The sequence below is a fragment of the Pseudomaricurvus alkylphenolicus genome, assembly GCF_011683955.1.
Classification (GTDB): Bacteria; Pseudomonadota; Gammaproteobacteria; order Pseudomonadales; family Cellvibrionaceae; genus Pseudomaricurvus; species Pseudomaricurvus alkylphenolicus.
On record NZ_JAAQPI010000029.1, the window covers coordinates 1 to 15,870 of the forward strand.

10 protein-coding genes and 2 pseudogenes are annotated in these 15,870 nt (G+C 53.3%); 1 reads left to right on the forward strand and 11 read right to left on the reverse strand.

Features of this window, described 5'->3' with window-relative positions; all coding sequences use genetic code 11:
- Positions 1-354 precede the first annotated feature (354 nt).
- The 7 genes from HBA55_RS35180 to HBA55_RS35210 all read right to left on the reverse strand — a co-directional run bounded on the left by HBA55_RS35180 (position 355) and on the right by HBA55_RS35210 (position 9,179).
- Positions 355-1,128: an SDR family NAD(P)-dependent oxidoreductase gene (locus HBA55_RS35180; RefSeq protein WP_167000471.1), complete on the reverse strand. Its 774-nt coding sequence runs from the start codon at positions 1,126-1,128 to the stop codon at positions 355-357.
- A gap of 65 nt (positions 1,129-1,193) precedes the next feature.
- The gene (locus HBA55_RS35185; protein WP_167000473.1) at positions 1,194-2,339 is read right to left on the reverse strand and encodes an acyl-CoA dehydrogenase family protein; all 1,146 of its coding nucleotides are present in this window, start codon (positions 2,337-2,339) and stop codon (positions 1,194-1,196) included.
- A gap of 252 nt (positions 2,340-2,591) precedes the next feature.
- Positions 2,592-3,398, reverse strand: coding sequence for an enoyl-CoA hydratase/isomerase family protein (locus HBA55_RS35190; protein WP_167000475.1), 807 nt, complete (start codon positions 3,396-3,398; stop codon positions 2,592-2,594).
- A gap of 80 nt (positions 3,399-3,478) precedes the next feature.
- Positions 3,479-5,245, reverse strand: coding sequence for an acyclic terpene utilization AtuA family protein (locus HBA55_RS35195; RefSeq protein WP_167000477.1), 1,767 nt, complete (start codon positions 5,243-5,245; stop codon positions 3,479-3,481).
- A gap of 39 nt (positions 5,246-5,284) precedes the next feature.
- Positions 5,285-7,264, reverse strand: coding sequence for an acetyl/propionyl/methylcrotonyl-CoA carboxylase subunit alpha (locus HBA55_RS35200; RefSeq protein ID WP_167000479.1), 1,980 nt, complete (start codon positions 7,262-7,264; stop codon positions 5,285-5,287).
- 51 nt (positions 7,265-7,315) lie between these two features.
- Positions 7,316-8,938, reverse strand: a complete 1,623-nt coding sequence (locus HBA55_RS35205; protein WP_167000481.1) for an acyl-CoA carboxylase subunit beta — start codon at positions 8,936-8,938, stop codon at positions 7,316-7,318.
- Positions 8,939-8,984: 46 nt separating this feature from the next.
- On the reverse strand, positions 8,985-9,179 hold the full coding sequence (locus tag HBA55_RS35210) for a thioredoxin domain-containing protein (protein WP_167000483.1): 195 nt from the start codon (positions 9,177-9,179) through the stop codon (positions 8,985-8,987).
- Between the two features lie 368 nt (positions 9,180-9,547).
- Between HBA55_RS35210 and HBA55_RS38340 the strand changes: the two are divergent.
- A pseudogene (locus HBA55_RS38340) lies at positions 9,548-9,781 on the forward strand (IS701 family transposase); the annotation flags it as partial.
- Positions 9,782-9,946: 165 nt separating this feature from the next.
- On the opposite strand, the gene HBA55_RS35220 reads toward HBA55_RS38340, so the two are convergent.
- From HBA55_RS35220 to HBA55_RS35235, 4 genes and pseudogenes are all read right to left on the reverse strand, one after another.
- Positions 9,947-10,930 carry a helix-turn-helix transcriptional regulator gene (locus HBA55_RS35220; protein WP_167000488.1) on the reverse strand — a complete coding sequence of 328 codons (984 nt, stop codon included), beginning with the start codon at positions 10,928-10,930 and terminating at the stop codon, positions 9,947-9,949.
- A 3-nt stretch (positions 10,931-10,933) separates the two neighbouring features.
- Entirely contained in the window at positions 10,934-13,642 is a 2,709-nt protein-coding gene (locus HBA55_RS35225; protein ID WP_167000490.1) for a winged helix-turn-helix domain-containing protein, read from the reverse strand.
- Positions 13,643-13,670: 28 nt separating this feature from the next.
- Positions 13,671-15,395, reverse strand: coding sequence for a SulP family inorganic anion transporter (locus tag HBA55_RS35230; protein WP_206020115.1), 1,725 nt, complete (start codon positions 15,393-15,395; stop codon positions 13,671-13,673).
- 32 nt (positions 15,396-15,427) lie between these two features.
- Positions 15,428-15,870: pseudogene (locus HBA55_RS35235) on the reverse strand (pyridine nucleotide-disulfide oxidoreductase); the annotation flags it as partial.

The window sequence follows — 15,870 nt, forward strand, 5'->3', positions numbered from 1 at the left end:
CGATATTTTTACCTTTCGACAACCTGCTTAATGCGTTCATCAGCTGTATTGTCGGTTTGTATTTGCCAATGGCAGCAAACGCACTTAACGGTCTAAAATACGCACGCAGGTCTTCGTGCAGCATCTGTTTGGTTACTTTCATCTGGAACTCCCGATGCAATTATGGCTACCCCTAGGGCGGCAATGGGTATCCGGGCATTAAAAGCCTGAACAGGATCCACCCCGGCACAATCTCGCCAGGGCAACGTTTAAGAGAGCTGAAAAATTTCTCTTCAAAGAAATTCTTACCCGCCAACTCCCACAGATTTATCAAACATCCCCTTTCGCTTTCAACTCGGCTCTACTGGCAACCGTTTATCGAGGCTGCATACGAATACCACCATCAAGACGAATACACTCGCCATTGAGGTATTCGTTCTCTGCCATCATCACAGACAAGTGAGCAATTTCTTCCGGGCGTCCCAGACGTTTGGGGTTTAATACAGCTTGAGATAGGCCATTTATGGCGGCCTCTGGGACCGTGTCAAACAAAGGTGTGTGAATCGTGCCTGGCACGATGGTGTTTACGCGAATACCGATGGACGCCAGATCGCGAGCCATGGGTAGGGTCATGCCAACAATACCGCCTTTGGAGGCACTGTAGGCCACCTGGCCGATTTGACCTTCGTAGGCTGCAACAGACGCGGTATTGATGATCACACCGCGACCGCCGTGCTCATTAAACGGCTCGTTCTTTTCCATCTGCTCGGCAGCGTAACGGGCAACATTAAAAGTACCGATCAGGTTAATGTCCAGCACACGCTTGTAGCGATCCAGCGGATGAACGCCATCCTTACCCAGGGTTTTAACCGCATCACCGATACCGGCAAAGTTGTTACAGATATGGATGGAACCAAACTTTTCCACAACACCGGCAATGCCCGCTTTTACGGATTCTTCATCGGCTATGTTAACGTTAAAGAAGGCTACCTTGTCGGTACCCAGCTCATTCACCAGTGCGGTGCCACGCTCGGCGTTCATGTCAAAGATTGCGACCTTACCGCCTTTTTCTACATAAGCGCGTACAGTCGCTTCACCTAAACCCGATGCGCCACCGGTAACAATCGCAACCTTTCCTGAAATATCCATGTTTGTACCTACCTTAATTTAATGTGTAAACATCTGTGCGGAGGAGCCCGCTCCTACAGGATTCATTAATCAGCCAACAATTCACGGCTGATAATTATTTTCATCACTTCATTGGTACCGCCAAAGATGCGCTGGATACGGGCATCAGCAAAGGCACGTGCTACCGGATACTCCCACATATAACCGTAACCACCGTGCAACTGCAGGCACTCATCGATCACCTTGTTCTGCAAATCGGAAGCCAGCATCTTGGCTTTGGAGGCGGTAACTGCATCCAACTTGCCCTGTACATGCAACTCAATACAGCGGTCGACAAATACGCGCATGGCAGTAATTTCCGCATCCATCTGCGCCAGCTTGAACTGGGTATTCTGAAAATTGGCGATGGGCTGACCGAAGGCCTTGCGCTCTTTCACGTAATCCACTGTCTGCTGCAGAGTTGCCTCCATACCCGCAGTGGCCATAACAGCAATGGTCAAGCGCTCCTGGGGCAAATCCTGCATCAGGTAGACAAAACCCATACCCTCTTCACCCAACATATTCTCTTTGGGTACACGCACATCCTGGAAGAACAATTCGGAGGTGTCCTGAGCTTTGAGGCCTATTTTTTCAAGGTTGGAGCCTTTCTCAAAACCAGGGGTGCCAGCCTCGACCAACAGCAAACTGATACCTTTGGCGCCGGCATTGGGGTCAGTTTTACACACCACAATCACCAAATCGGCCTGCTGACCGTTAGTGATAAAGGTTTTCGAACCATTGATAACATACTCATCACCGTCGGCAATCGCCGTGGTTTTTACCCCTTGCAGGTCAGAACCCGTGCCGGGTTCGGTCATCGCAATGGCGACAATCATTTCACCGCTCAGACACTTGGGCAGATATTTCTGCTTTTGCGCCTCACTGGCATGTTTAACCAGGTAAGGCACGGTAATATCGTTCTGCAAATGGAATCCTGGTCCGCTAAGCCCCAGCTTTGCCATCTCTTCATCCATAACGGTGTTATAGAGATAATCCAGCCCCATACCACCGTATTCTTCAGGTACCGAGGGGGCCAGAAAACCCATCTCACCGGCCTTGTTCCAAAGGGCACGATCAATCTGGCCATCCTTTTCCCACTGGGCATGGTAAGGCACAGCATGGGATTCAAAAAACTTGCGGACACTCTCGCGGAACTGTTCGTGTTCCGGTTCAAAAATGGTTCTTGGGATCATTGTTAATACTCCGTCTCGATGCCAATGCGACCCAAGCCACACTATTGAAGGCGTTTTTCTTTTCCGGGTTATTGAAGGTGATTACGAGAACACCTTCGTTAATTTCTTGCAGCAATGGTTGGCTCATTTCAGAATTCCAGAGAATGTTGTCAATTTGTAGGAGCCCGCTCAGAGGGCGAACGGGTTTGGCACCAAATTGGAAAATATATCTAGGCTGGAAGTAAGGGGTCGACCTCGCGCGTAAAGAGAGAATTAATCCCACTTGGGCTCGCGTTTTTCAAAAAAGGCGGTAATGCCTTCTTTCGCATCCGCGCTTTGCAGGCAGGCGTTTAACTGATCACGTAAAAACGGCAGCGCGCTGTCAAAGTCCATATTATCCTGTTGAACATAGGCTGCTAAGCCAAGACTCATGGTTCCTGGGGCGAGGCTAGCCAATTCAGTAGCCAAACTGGCGACGTGATCCTGTAATGAATCAGCCGGTACTGCCTCGTTAATCAGGCCCCACTTTTCAGCTTGCTCGGTTGAAATGGCATTGCCGCGCATGACAAAATCCAATGCGGCGCGTTGCGGCATAACTCGGAACAACCCGCCCATCACCATAAACGGCCAGATACCGCGTTTGATTTCCGGTGCAGAAAACTTCACTCCTTCGGCGGCAATGGCGTGGGTAACGTTGCAGAGGAACAATAAGGCACCGGCAAACAGATTGCCTTGAACGCAGGCAATCGACGGTTTGTTGAGGTGGCGGAGGCGCAGGGCAAGATCGTCCTGTCCACCACGTACTGGTACGGTTGAGGTGGTTTCCTGAGCTTTGCCGCTCATGGCGGATAAGTCGCCGCCAGCACAGAAAACATCGCCGTTAGCGGCCAGTACCACAACGCGAATATCACGTTCCTGTTTGGCGTAATCCAGAGCGTAGATAATCTCAGCGGCCATGGTGGGGTTGATGGCGTTTTTGCGCTTGGGGCGGTTTAGGGTGATGGTCAGGATGTGGTTCTTGACCTCAAGCTCAACGACTTCAAAAACCAGGCCTTGCAGGGATAATTTTTCTTCAGACATGATTCTGTACTCATTAATTTTTTATGAATCTACAACAGTTTTTTGCTGTAGGAGCGGGCTCCTACGGAGGTAATAACCCTTTATTGGATTTTGTTTGCTAACACTGCTGGTACTTCAATCACTTTAGCCCGCAGGTATTCACCCATCGTTTTCGCCTGTGCGTCCATACGGACCGATGAGGCAACGCCCTCGCCCAGAATGCCTTTGATAAAGAAGTTCAGGGAATGAATATTGGCCAGGTCGTAACGAATCACTTCCAGGTCGGCCGTTTCAGGCATCAAGGCTTTTAATCGATCGACGGTTAAAAACTCGTGCAGAAATCCGTAGGCTGCTTCACTGGTGGCCCAGACGCCGACATTGGCACAGCCACCTTTATCGCCGGAGCGAGTACCGAATAAACGGCCGAATGGAATACTTACGGTATCACCCGTTGGTGCAGCAGGTACTTCAGCAGCTACGACCTCATGGTTTACTGTTTCCAGATCAAGCTGGCTGGTCGGCGTAACTTCAGTAACTTGATCATCAATATGCACATACTCGGTGATATATTGACTGTCCACCAAAGTTGGCCAGTACACCAGGAAACTCTCACCATTACCGATTGGATTCATCGGGCCGAAACCGGGAATATTGGCCAGCGCGATTTCAACCATTTTGGCACTGAACAGGCGGCCGACTAAATCCTTGTCGCTGGACTTGGCGATAATGCGCAAGCGGGCGAAGGCTTCTTCGTTGCACTGTGGATTTTCTTTATCAGTGCGCAGCAGTTCGATGGAGACATCGTCAAATTGTTCTTTGCCGCCAATATTGTTGAAAAAAGCATCGGTTAAGACTTTGGCTTTGGCTTCAATATCCAGGCCGGTGAGCATGATCTCAAAGCCATTACGGAAACCGCCTAGGGTATTAATACAGACTTTATGACTTGGCGGTGGGCAGGAGCCTTTACAACCACTGACGTAAACACGATCTTCACCCGTTTGTTCAATACTCAATGTATCGAAGTGGCCAATCACGTCCGGATTTTTGTAGGCCGGATCACCAATTTCATACAGCAGTTGCGATTTAACGGTGCCTACCGAAACCAAACCAGCGGTACCGGCGTGTTTAGTTACCGTGAAGTTACCGTTGGCTTCAATCTCGGCAATGGGGTAGCCGGGCTTGTCGAAGCTTGGTACTTCCTGAAAAAAGGCGTAGTTACCGCCGGTGGCCTGTTGACCACACTCGATCACATGGCCTGCAGCTAACGCACCTGCCAGGGCGTCGTAATCGGTGCGCTGCCAGTTAAATTTCCAGGCGGCAGGACCAATGACCACCGCAGCATCGGTCACGCGTGGACAAATGACCACGTCGGCGCCTTGGTCCAGTGCTTCTTTGATACCCCAGGCACCCAGATAGGCGTTGGCGGTCAACAGGTTATTTTTGTTGTCGGCCAGGTTTGCACCGGTATCCATATTTACAAAGGCTTCGCCTTCGGCCTGCAACTCTTGCATACGCGGCGCTAAGTCATCACCGTCTATATAGGCAACCTTGACGTCAAGGTTTAGCTCTTTGGCAATTTCTTTTACTGCATCAGCCATAGCCGCTGGATTTAAGCCACCAGCGTTACTGACTATTTTGATATTTTTTTCAATACACGGCTTCAGGACTTGTTTCACTTGCTTTAAAAAGGTACCGACATAACCGGTGTTTCTTTTCATTTTTTGACCATACAAGATAGCCATGGTCAGCTCGGCCAGGTAGTCACCGGTCAGTACATCAATGGGGCCGCCTTCGACCACCTCCAGTGCAGCGGATAATTTATCGCCGTAAAAGCCACTGCAGTTAGCAATTTTGATTACATCAGTCATAACTTTATTCCTGTGTTTTAACGTTTTTGCAGGCGAGTATTACTCGCCTTCTACGCTGATCAGTAACTGCTTGGATTTAACCTGCTGGCCAGCTTCACAACTAACCGCTGTCACGGTACCGCTAATGCCGGCTTTCAGTGGGTGCTCCATCTTCATGGCTTCCAGTACCACCAGGGTTTGACCGGCTTCAACCGTGTCACCTTCTTGCACCAGTACTTCGGCAATGGCACCGTCCATGGAGGCTTTCACCTGGCCACTGCCTGCGCCACCCGCTGCGGCAGCAGGCTGGTGGGTGACGTCTTCCAGGATAAAGTGGCCAGTACCGTCATCCAGGTACAGGGTGTTGTTATCGAAGGCAAAGTTCAGGGTTTCGCGTACACCGTTTTCGATAAATACACAGGTGTTTTCATCTTGAGAGATGAACTGCAATGATGTGCTTTCTTCATCTGCGCCGTCTTTAACAACGCTGATCTCAAACTGATGTTCACTTTCGCTCAGGTTAACGGTAGTGGCTTTGCCGTCGAACTCGAGTTTGTAAGCGTAACTTTGCGGGGTAGAGCGGCTCCAGTGGAATTTAACATCCTGACCGGCCTCAATTGAGCGCTGGAAGTACAGCATGGCAGCTCTTGCGAGCGTCGCCGCGGATGGTTCTTTTTGATCCATGCTGACATCACTGCTAAAGTGTTGCTCAATAAATGCAGTGGTCGCTTCACCGGCACCAAACACTTCGTGGCGCAGTACGTTTTGCAGGAACAGTTTGTTGTTGTTCATGCCCAGCAGTTGAGTGTCCTGAACCGCAGAGGCTAAGCGACGAATGGCTTCGGCACGGTTATCACCGTAGGCAATGACTTTGGCAATCATGGGATCATAGAAAGGGCTGACTTCCTGACCGGTTTGAATACCGTGATCCATACGGATGCCGGCGCGTTCCGGGTAGTCCCATAAACGTACTTGACCGGTTTGTGGCATAAAGTTATTGCGAGGATCTTCGGCGTAAAGGCGTACCTCAACCGCGTGGCCGTTTAGCTCGACATCATCTTGGCTCAGCGGCAGCTTTTCACCTGCAGCAACTTTTAATTGCCAGGCCACAAGGTCCAAACCAGTAATCAGCTCGGTAACCGGGTGCTCTACCTGCAGGCGCGTGTTCATTTCCAGGAAGTAGAAATTCTTGTCGGCATCGACCAGAAACTCAACGGTACCGGCACCGCGATAGTTACAGGCTTTGGCAGCGTTAACGGCAGCTTCACCCATACGTTGGCGCAGCTCGGAATCTACAAAGGGAGACGGTGCTTCTTCGACGACTTTCTGGTGACGACGTTGAATAGAACAATCACGTTCGCCCAAATACACCGCATTGCCGTGCTCATCGGCAAACACCTGAATTTCGATATGGCGTGGTTCGATAACAGCGCGTTCCAGAATCAACTCGCCACTACCAAAGGCGGTTTCGGCTTCAGAGCGTGCAGTACGAATTTGTTCGGCCAGTTCGCTTTCTTCGAATACCAGACGCATGCCGCGGCCACCACCACCGGCGGAGGCTTTAACCATTAGCGGGAAACCAATGTCCTTGGCTTTAGCCAGCAGGGTTTCATCGGACTGATCGGCGTCCTGATAACCGGGAATGCAAGGTACGCCGGCATCGATCATAGCGATTTTAGACAGACGCTTGCTGCCCATCAGGTTGATGGCTTCGCTACGCGGGCCGATAAAGGTAATACCTTGTGCTTCACAGGCTTCAGAGAAGGCGGCGTTCTCTGACAGGAAACCGTAACCCGGGTGAATCGCATCGGCACCGGTTTGCTTGGCGGCGGTCAGAATTTTATCGGCGACTAAGTAGGATTCACCTACGGCTGCAGGGCCAATACACACCGCCTGATCGGCTTCTTGTACGTGCAGTGCGCCGGCATCGGCTTCACTGTAAACGGCAACAGTGCGATAACCCAGGTCGCGGGCGGTACGCATCACGCGAACGGCAATTTCGCCACGGTTGGCAACTAATACTTTGGTAATTTTGCTCATGATTTTTGATTCCTAATTTTGCCTCAGACAGGTCTTATAAAAAGACGGGCCTTATAAACGTCCAATACCAAAGGTATTTGTGTTAACACTACGCTCATCGCCTTCGCGACAAACACTTAAGGCAAACGCCACCACCGAACGGGTGTCGGCGGGATCAATCATGCCGTCGTCCCAAACCCGCGCGGTGTTGGCCAGGGCGTTGGATTTGGCTTCCATAGTCTCAGTCGTGTCTTTTTCCAGAGCGTCGACCGAAGCGCGCATCTGCTCAGTAATCTCACCGGCTCGAGCCATTTTGGCTTCTGCTACCTGACGCAAAACACTACCGGCTTGCGCCGGACCCATCACTGACACCACACTGCGAGGCCAGGCGAACAGGAAGCGCGGATCCATACCGCGGCCAGCCATGGCATAGTTACCAGCACCGTAAGAGCCGCTCACGATGATCGTGACTTTTGGTACGGTGCAATTGGCCACGGCCTGAATAAATTTGGCGCCGTGTTTAATAATGCCGGCTTGTTCTGGTTCAGTACCGACCAGGAAGCCGGTAGTGTTGGCTAAGAACAACAGGGGCGTGCCAGACTGCTCACACAACTGAATAAACTGTGCCGCCTTGGCAGCACCTTTTGCGGTAATCGGGCTGTTGTTGCCGATCACACCACAGGGCTGACCTTCAATATCCATATGGCCACACAGGGTGCCGTTATCGAAATCAGCTTTGAATTCCAAGAAGTCAGAACCGTCGGCGATACGGGCGATCACCTCGCGCATATCAAACGGGGTTTTTGCATCTTCTGGCACAATGCCACGCAATTCTTCGGCGGCGTACAGCGGTTCCTGATAGGACACTTCGGCGTGCAGAGGCTGATTTTTATTCCAGCCTAACTTTTTGGTCACATCGCGGGCAATACGAATACCGTCGGCATCGTTCTCGGCCAGGTAATCATTGGTGCCGGCCACTTCGCTGTGCATCTCGGCGCCGCCCAGTTCTTCATCGGTGGCGATTTCACCGGTGGCCGCTTTCAACAACGGAGGGCCCGCCAAGTACATGGTGGATTGTTTTCGCACCAGAATCAGGTAGTCAGAAAGCGTTGGCTGATAAGCACCACCTGCGGTAGCACTGCCATGAACAACCGTGATTTGTGGAATGCCTGCAGCGGACAGGCGACACTGCAAAGCAAACACACTTCCAGATTCGCCAAAGGTATCACCTACTAATTTCAGGTTTCCGCCGCCACTTTGGGAAAGGTTCACCATGGGCAATTTGTTTTTCATAGCGATGTTCAGCATACGGATACGCTTTTTCCCACCCATTGGGCCGATGCTGCCGCCTTTGGTCAGGTAATCGTCAACCGCCACCACACAGCGAACCCCACCGATATAACCGATACCGGCTATATAGCTACCACCGGCACCAGAACCATCGGTGTCTTCGTCTTGCATATAGCCGGCCAGGCTTGATAGCTCGAGAAAGGGTGCTCCGGCATCCAGCAGCAAACTCAAGCGCTCGCGAGGAGGGATATAGCCTTTTTTAATGTAACGATCTGCCTTGGCCTGCGCCGCTTCAATCACGCGGCGCTCAATACCGCGAAATTCGTCTACCGCTGCCGTCATCACTTTTAAATTGTTTTTGAACGCATCGGACTGGGTATCCAGCTGAGATTCGATAACCGCCATAATCTATTTCCTGTTGCTGTTTTCTTAATTCAATGACTTACATGTGTTATTTAGAAAAAATGAACTCTTCACCAATCTTGGCCACCTTCTGGAAGGCCGGGCGCTCTTTCATGCGACTCAAGAATTCACGTACCTTAGGCTTATAGCGTTCATCAATTTTCAGGTTCTCCCCCATCTCCTCCAACGCCCATAGGACCCGCATAGAGCGTGCCTGGTGGGTGTGCCAAACTTCAATGGTCATTCGTTCAACTCCATACTGGCGCGGGGCGAGGTCGCGCATGATTTCTTCTGAGCCGCTCAACATTACGATAACTGCGGGCATAAGCGCAGTGCCAGCGAACCTATGCAACGATTTAGCGTCGCTGGATGAAACAGAATCCTCGATGGCCAAAAATCATTATCGACCATCGCATGTGCCATACACGTTACCCTAACTTGGTTGATCAATCAAGACGTTTGCTATATGCTATGCTGAGCTTTTTGAATTGTGAATTTGAGTGCCAGAGATTAGAGTTTCAGAACCGAGAAAAGAGGAAATTTATTAAAACAATAGCTTGACATAGCAGCACAAAAATCGTCGCCGCGCCCTGAATGGCTTTGCCTTTTGATTCAGCAGTGGCGCTGTCATTGTTGTCGCGATTAATTCCCAGTGTCACCAATACTGGAAAGCTGATCGCCGCGAACACCCTGATTCGAGCGGTTTATCGCCTGCTATCGGGCAGGAAGGTGCGTGTATTGGTCGATAGTTGGTATATGCGCCACCAGTTTATTCAGGCCATGCTGGATCACGGTTTTAATGTTATTGGGCAAGTGAGAATAGATACACGGTTGTACGACAGGCCGCCAGCTAACCACCAGATTGGGGAGATAACAGTGAAGCAATCGAAAATCGGCTGCAAGCCGCTTAAATTCGAACAATTGAACGAGCGAACCGAATCAAAAGGGCTGGAATTACCCCGCCTGACGGCCTCAGTTCGCTCTAAACTCTAGCCTTTAAAATCACTTGTTTTAACGGTGGCTGACGCTTTGATTTCGATCCCGGCCAAAATCCTTGGGCAGCACCCCATAATGACGCTTAAAAGCCTTTGAAAAACTGCCCTGATCCGCATAACCCACCAAATTCGCCACGGCCCCCGGGGGCTTGCCGCTCTCCAGTAGTTGATGGGCATGAGACATGCGCTGCACCACCACATACTCTCGCAGGGTACAGCCGTACAGGGTTTTAAACCCCTCGCCCAATTTACGCCGATTCAAAGCAGTAGATTGGCACAATTCCTCAAGGCCGGGCGGGTTGGCGTAGTCTTGTTCCAGGCGCTCGCGCACGCTTTCGAGGTTACGAATATCCCCCGCCTTATACTGCAGCTCGTGAGCCTGAAGATCCACGTCCGCGGCGATCGCCTCCAGTGCAATGGCCAACAGCTCCAGCAGCTTGGCTTCTGCTTGCAGCGGGTAATAAGGATTGGCTAGCGGCAGAGACAAAAGATCGCCAGCCAGCATTCGCATTGCCGGGCTCATGGGTACCGAAATCAAGTGCGCCGCCGGGTCCATGGCCTCCCCGGCTGCAAACAACCGGGCTTGTGCCGGTGTAGATTGCGGCCCCAGTTTAGTGGCCAGATAATCCGGTTTAAAAAGCAATACGATTGTCGTTAACGGCTGGGTCGAATTGGCGTGAAAACGATAGGGCAACCCCTGCAGCTTATGTGAAACCGCGGGAAACGAAGCCGCGGCGTCAACCCGATTAATCATCAGGCAGGCCCCGTGCTCTGGCACCAGGTAGTCAGTAAAACCCACCTCTCCGATTTTCAGGCGAAAGGCCCTTGGCAACTGGCCCGCGTCTATCCAGGTCTGAAGTTGGTCGAGCCACTGGGAATAGGACTCGTCAGCTAGCTCTAATGCCTGTGATTCGACGCTATCCAAGGGATCTAACACTGTGATCCCATCTTGCTTGTCGATACGGAAAGCGTCTTCCAGCGCTAACTTGGCCTCTTTCATTGGCTAAACGTCGACCCTGTAAAAACAACCGCCCACCTGTTTGGCAAAGGCGATAGCTTTCTCCTGCAGCTGCAACGCCTGATCATCATCACCCAAACGCCGCAACCCTTCTGCCAGCAATAACGGATAATAGGCGGCGCCCCAGTGGGATTGTAACTGCTCCAACTCCGTCATTCCCTGCTGCATCAGGGCGACACCCCGATGGGCTTCGGACAAGTGTGCCTGGGCCCAGCCTTTTAAAATTCGGTTTTCCGCCAGCCACACCGAAAAGTTGTACTTTTGCGACAGTGCTTCACCCGCCTGCGCCGCGTTTAAGGTTTTCTGATGCTCCCCCTGCAGCTGATAGAAAATGGCCGCAAAGGTGTTGACGTAGGTCAGGGTATAGTGATGATTCAGACGCATCGCTTCCTGCTGGGCTTCTTTCAGGGAGCGTTCGGCGTCCAGGGGTTCCTCACCTTGCCCCTCCAGTAACAGCAAGGCAATAGCGCGCATGGACAGGGCTGCACAATAGGGGTCGTGACCGTAAGTGTAAATGTGGGAGCGATGGATACCCTCGTCGCAAAGTGCCAGTGCACGGTTGAAGTTTTCAACGGCTTCGTGGGGATGCCCCAACCAGGTATGAGCCGCCCCCTGCCCCACGTAAGCCTCCAACAAGTGGGATTTATCGCCCACGTCGGTGGCCCGTGTAATGATCTCCTGGCAGAGCTGCAGTGTCTTGGCAAACTCAGCCCGGCCATTGTAGTAACCACTCAGGCCGTAGAGCACCGGAAAGATATAGATTTTTTCGCGCAGCTCCTCACTTAATTCACGCGCTCGGGTCAATGCCATAAAAGCCTCTGTGGAGGCCCAGCCCTTGGTCGCCACATAGGTCAGGCCCAGAGAGGCATGCAGCGCTACCTCCAATCTTTTTCGCTGGCCCACATCATTCACCCGGCCTACCAGCTCCAGCCCCTTAATCAGGTGATTGTGGGCATCCCGGTAACCGCCCAGCCGCTTGGCTCGCTGAGCCGAGCAATGCAGGTAGTGTACCGCCCGCGCATAAAGCCGACCACGCTCGTACAAGTACGCCAATTCCGCCGACACCGCATCCAGGTCATCCTTAAACAGTGTTTCCGTGAACTCCGCCAATTGGCGATAAAGCGTCACCCGCTGCGCCGGCGGCAAGCGTTTCTCCAGGGTTTGCTGGTGCAGTTCGTGAATAAAGCCGTAACGCTGAATGACCCGCCCGTCTTCCAGAATTTTTTCGCCAACGTATTCCAGTATGTGCCCCTGCTCCACCAACTCAATGCACAGGTTATCGATCGCCGCTTCCTCTGTCTCCACAAAACCCGCCAATAACCGCGCCGAAAACTCCATGCCCGCCAAACTGGCCACTTCCAGAATCTGTTGGGTCGCTTGGCCCAAGCGACTCACCTGCAGGTCGATAAACTGTCGCAACTCCGCAGGAATTTCCTGTAATGCGCCCTCAAGCGTATCCGTAACCGCCCACTGATCCTGCTGCCAATCGAGCCCCTTACTGGCCTGGAGATGCTGCGCGATTTCACTCATAAACAGGGGGTTACCGCCGGTGCGGGTGTGAATGTGAGAAGCCAGGTCCGGATATGTTTCGACAAAATGGTTAGGCGTAAAGCGGGAATCCAGATAGTGCTGAACATCCGCGGTGGACAGGGTGCGCAGCTGAATCTCAGTGCACAGGCGATGCATCAACAGCTCCTGTTTCATGGCCGGCAGCGGGTGGCCGCTCTTGAGTACGTCCTCCTGGCGGTAGGTGGCGACCACCAGCAGGCGAGCAAACCCCTTGCGACGTGAGAGTATATTCAACAGCTCTATGGTGGCGAGATCGCACCACTGCAGGTCTTCCAGGTGAACAACGAGTAATTGCTCTGCCGCTAACGCCTCGATCGCTTCGACCAGCTCCAGCAACATGCCTTCCTGGTTGCCCTGGCGCTTGCTGCGCGCCAAGCCCTGGCTTGGTGTCGACAAACGATCCACCCAACTGGGGGCATAGCGCTCAAGACAGTCAAGCACCTGGTCTGCGCGTTCGCCTTGCGCCAGCGCGGAAACCGCTTGAATGATCGGCATATAAGGCTCGGCGGTGCCATATTGCTCAATGCACTGGCCGTGTTGATAGTTCATAGGAACAGGATCATGCGCTCGCGAGTGCTCTTTCAGCAAAGGCAAAAAGGCATCGATCAATGACGACTTGCCGATACCCGCCTCGCCCGTGACAAACAGCAAGCGGCGACTTCCCTGAGCAGCTTCGCTCGCCAGCTGCAACATTTTTTGCAGCGGCTCTTCTCTGCCCACAAAGCCACCAGCCGTGGCGTCCACCATGGCCGACTGAACTGTCAAACCTGCGGTTTTGGTGGATAGCTCAACAGGCGCATCCACCGTCACCGGTTTTATAAACCGATAACCCCGCCCATGCACGGTCTGGATATAACGGGAGTTGCGGGGGGTATCGTTAAGGGCGCTGCGCAGTTCGCGAATACAGTTTTTCAGCGCCCCATCCTCCACCACCACATTGCCCCACACCTGCTGCAGCAACTGTTCCTTGGAGACCAGATCCCCGTGTTGCGCGACTAGGCAGGCCAGAACGGCATGGGATTTGGGGCGCAACCCTACGGGGTCTTCACCTTCCAGCAACTGCCCGGCTTTGAGGTCAAGGCAAAAGGGGGGGAAGTTATAGATAGCGGTTTCTGTATCCGGCAATGTCTGTGTACCAGCTTGGTAATAATACCTACTTAGATAACACAGGTAGCGGGTGTGCTGCAATGCCTTGCGCCAGCGTTGTGAACGCCTCGTACTGTGTTAAAAACACGCGGCCACTGAGCTTGTCGAGAAAGCAACTGCGCTGTAGCTTATCCATCACCGGCCCTTTCAGCTCAGAGAGGTGGAACCGCACCCCAGCCTCCTGCAGCTGGTGATTGATTTCCTCAAGGGTCTCCAGTGCGCTGAGGTCAATATCGTTAACAGCCGAGCACATCAGTACCAGGTCGGTGATCGATGCCGATGTCGCCAGCAGACTGTTGATGCGGTCCTGTAAAAATCCGGCATTGGCAAAATACAGGCTCTCATCAACCCGCAGGCTGATGACTTTCTCATCGAGGATAACCTTGTGCCTTCGGCAGTTGCGAAAGTGCTCGGTGCCTTCAACCTGCCCCACCACAGCCATATGGGGCCGACTGGTACGGTGCAAAAAAAGCATCAGTGACAATCCCAACCCCGTGAGCACACCCACCTCGACCCCCATTAACAAGGTCAACGCCATGGTGACCAGCGCTGCGTAAAGATCACTGCGCGAATAACGCCAGCTCTGCCGCAATACCTTGAGATCGATCAGCGATGCAACAGCAACCACAATTGTGGCCGCCAGCGTTGCCACGGGCAGATAGGACAACAGCGACGTCAGGTACAGGGTGGCCAGCCCGATGCCCACAGCGGTGAAAGCCCCGGCCGCCGGGGTTTCAGCGCCCGCCTCGTTGTTCACCACCGAGCGGGAAAAACCCCCGGTTACGGGAAAGCCACCGGACACGGACGACGCCAGGTTGGCCGCCCCCAGGCCAATCAGCTCCTGATCCGCATCCACTCGCTGTCGGCGTTTGGCAGCCAGGGTCCTGGCCATGGCAATGGACTCCACAAAACCGATGATACTGATCAACAGCGCACTGGCCGCCAGATCGCGCCAGAGCGCGGGCTCAAAACCCGGCAGGGCCAGCAGCGGCAACCCCGAGGGAATACTGCCGACAACCGCTATGCCCAGCGCTTGCCAATCAAAGCCATAGGACAACACAATGGCCATGGTAATGACCAGCAATGGCCCGCTTTTTGCCGCCAGTGCAGCGCTGTCAGGGGATAACCCCAGCCGCAGCAAGCGGGCTTTTAAGCCGCGACGCATCCACCACAACAGCAGCAGTGAAGCACTCCCCAGCAGCAGTGTTGGCAGGTGTATATCGCTGCGTGAAGCCAACAAGGCCGCGGTCATCTCGGTAAGGGTATGGCCAGTGGCACGGATACCCAGGAGGTGACTGAGCTGGCTGAGTATAATGATCAATGCCGAGGCACTGACAAAACCGGACACCACCGGGTGGCTGAGGAAATTGGCGAGCATGCCCAGTCGCAGGATGCCCATCAATAACAGGAACACACCGGACAACAGTGCCAGTGCGACCACTGCCGTCAGGTAACCGATGCTGCCCTGTGACGCCACGGCCCCTGCCGCGGACGCTGTCATCAGTGAGACTACCGCCACCGGGCCGACGGCCAGCGTCCGGCTGGTGCCAAAACAGGCGTAGGCCAACAGTGGCAGGATACTGGCATAGAGCCCTGTCTCTGGCGGCAGTCCGGCCAGCAACGCATAGGCCAGGGACTGGGGAATCAGCATCACCGTGACGATAACCGCCGCCAACAGGTCTCGCGCCAGCCACTGCCGATTATATTGCCGTCCCCAGGTCAATATCGGCAAATAAGTTTGCCAGCGGAGAGGTCCTGTCACCGCTATTCAGGGTTTGGCTGGGGTTTGGCCAACCACTCCCGCCCTTTTAACATCAGGTTAAAATAGATCCAGGGCAGCAGACTGGCTTTCAGAAACCAGGCACGGCGCGTGGCTTTTAGCCCGTTGAGCCAGGTTTTGGCGAAGGTGGGCAACAAGCGGCCTCCGTAACCGAACTCGGCCAGTACAATCTTGCCGTGTTCTACGGTCAACGGGCAGGAGCCATAGCCGTCATAGTGCGCTTTTAATGACTGCTGCTGCAGCAACGACAAGACGTTTTCCGCCACCACCGGCGCCTGCTTGCGCACCGCCGCTGCGGTTTTGGCATTGGGGGTAGAGGTGGCATCGCCGAGCGCAAAGATGTTATCGAAGTGATTGTGCTGCAAATTCTCCGGGTTAACGTCGATCCAACCCTCGGCATTGGCCAGTGGGCTGTTGCGAACAAAGT

Excerpts from the sequence above, each read along its gene's own strand:
- HBA55_RS35180 (WP_167000471.1), bottom strand. The coding sequence starts at position 1,128 with ATGGATATTTCAGGAAAGGTTGCGATTGTTACCGGTGGCGCATCGGGT.
- HBA55_RS35185 (WP_167000473.1), bottom strand. The coding sequence starts at position 2,339 with ATGATCCCAAGAACCATTTTTGAACCGGAACACGAACAGTTCCGCGAG.
- HBA55_RS35190 (WP_167000475.1), bottom strand. The coding sequence starts at position 3,398 with ATGTCTGAAGAAAAATTATCCCTGCAAGGCCTGGTTTTTGAAGTCGTT.
- HBA55_RS35195 (WP_167000477.1), bottom strand. The coding sequence starts at position 5,245 with ATGACTGATGTAATCAAAATTGCTAACTGCAGTGGCTTTTACGGCGAT.
- HBA55_RS35200 (WP_167000479.1), bottom strand. The coding sequence starts at position 7,264 with ATGAGCAAAATTACCAAAGTATTAGTTGCCAACCGTGGCGAAATTGCC.
- HBA55_RS35205 (WP_167000481.1), bottom strand. The coding sequence starts at position 8,938 with ATGGCGGTTATCGAATCTCAGCTGGATACCCAGTCCGATGCGTTCAAA.
- HBA55_RS35210 (WP_167000483.1), bottom strand. The coding sequence starts at position 9,179 with ATGACCATTGAAGTTTGGCACACCCACCAGGCACGCTCTATGCGGGTC.
- HBA55_RS35220 (WP_167000488.1), bottom strand. The coding sequence starts at position 10,930 with ATGAAAGAGGCCAAGTTAGCGCTGGAAGACGCTTTCCGTATCGACAAG.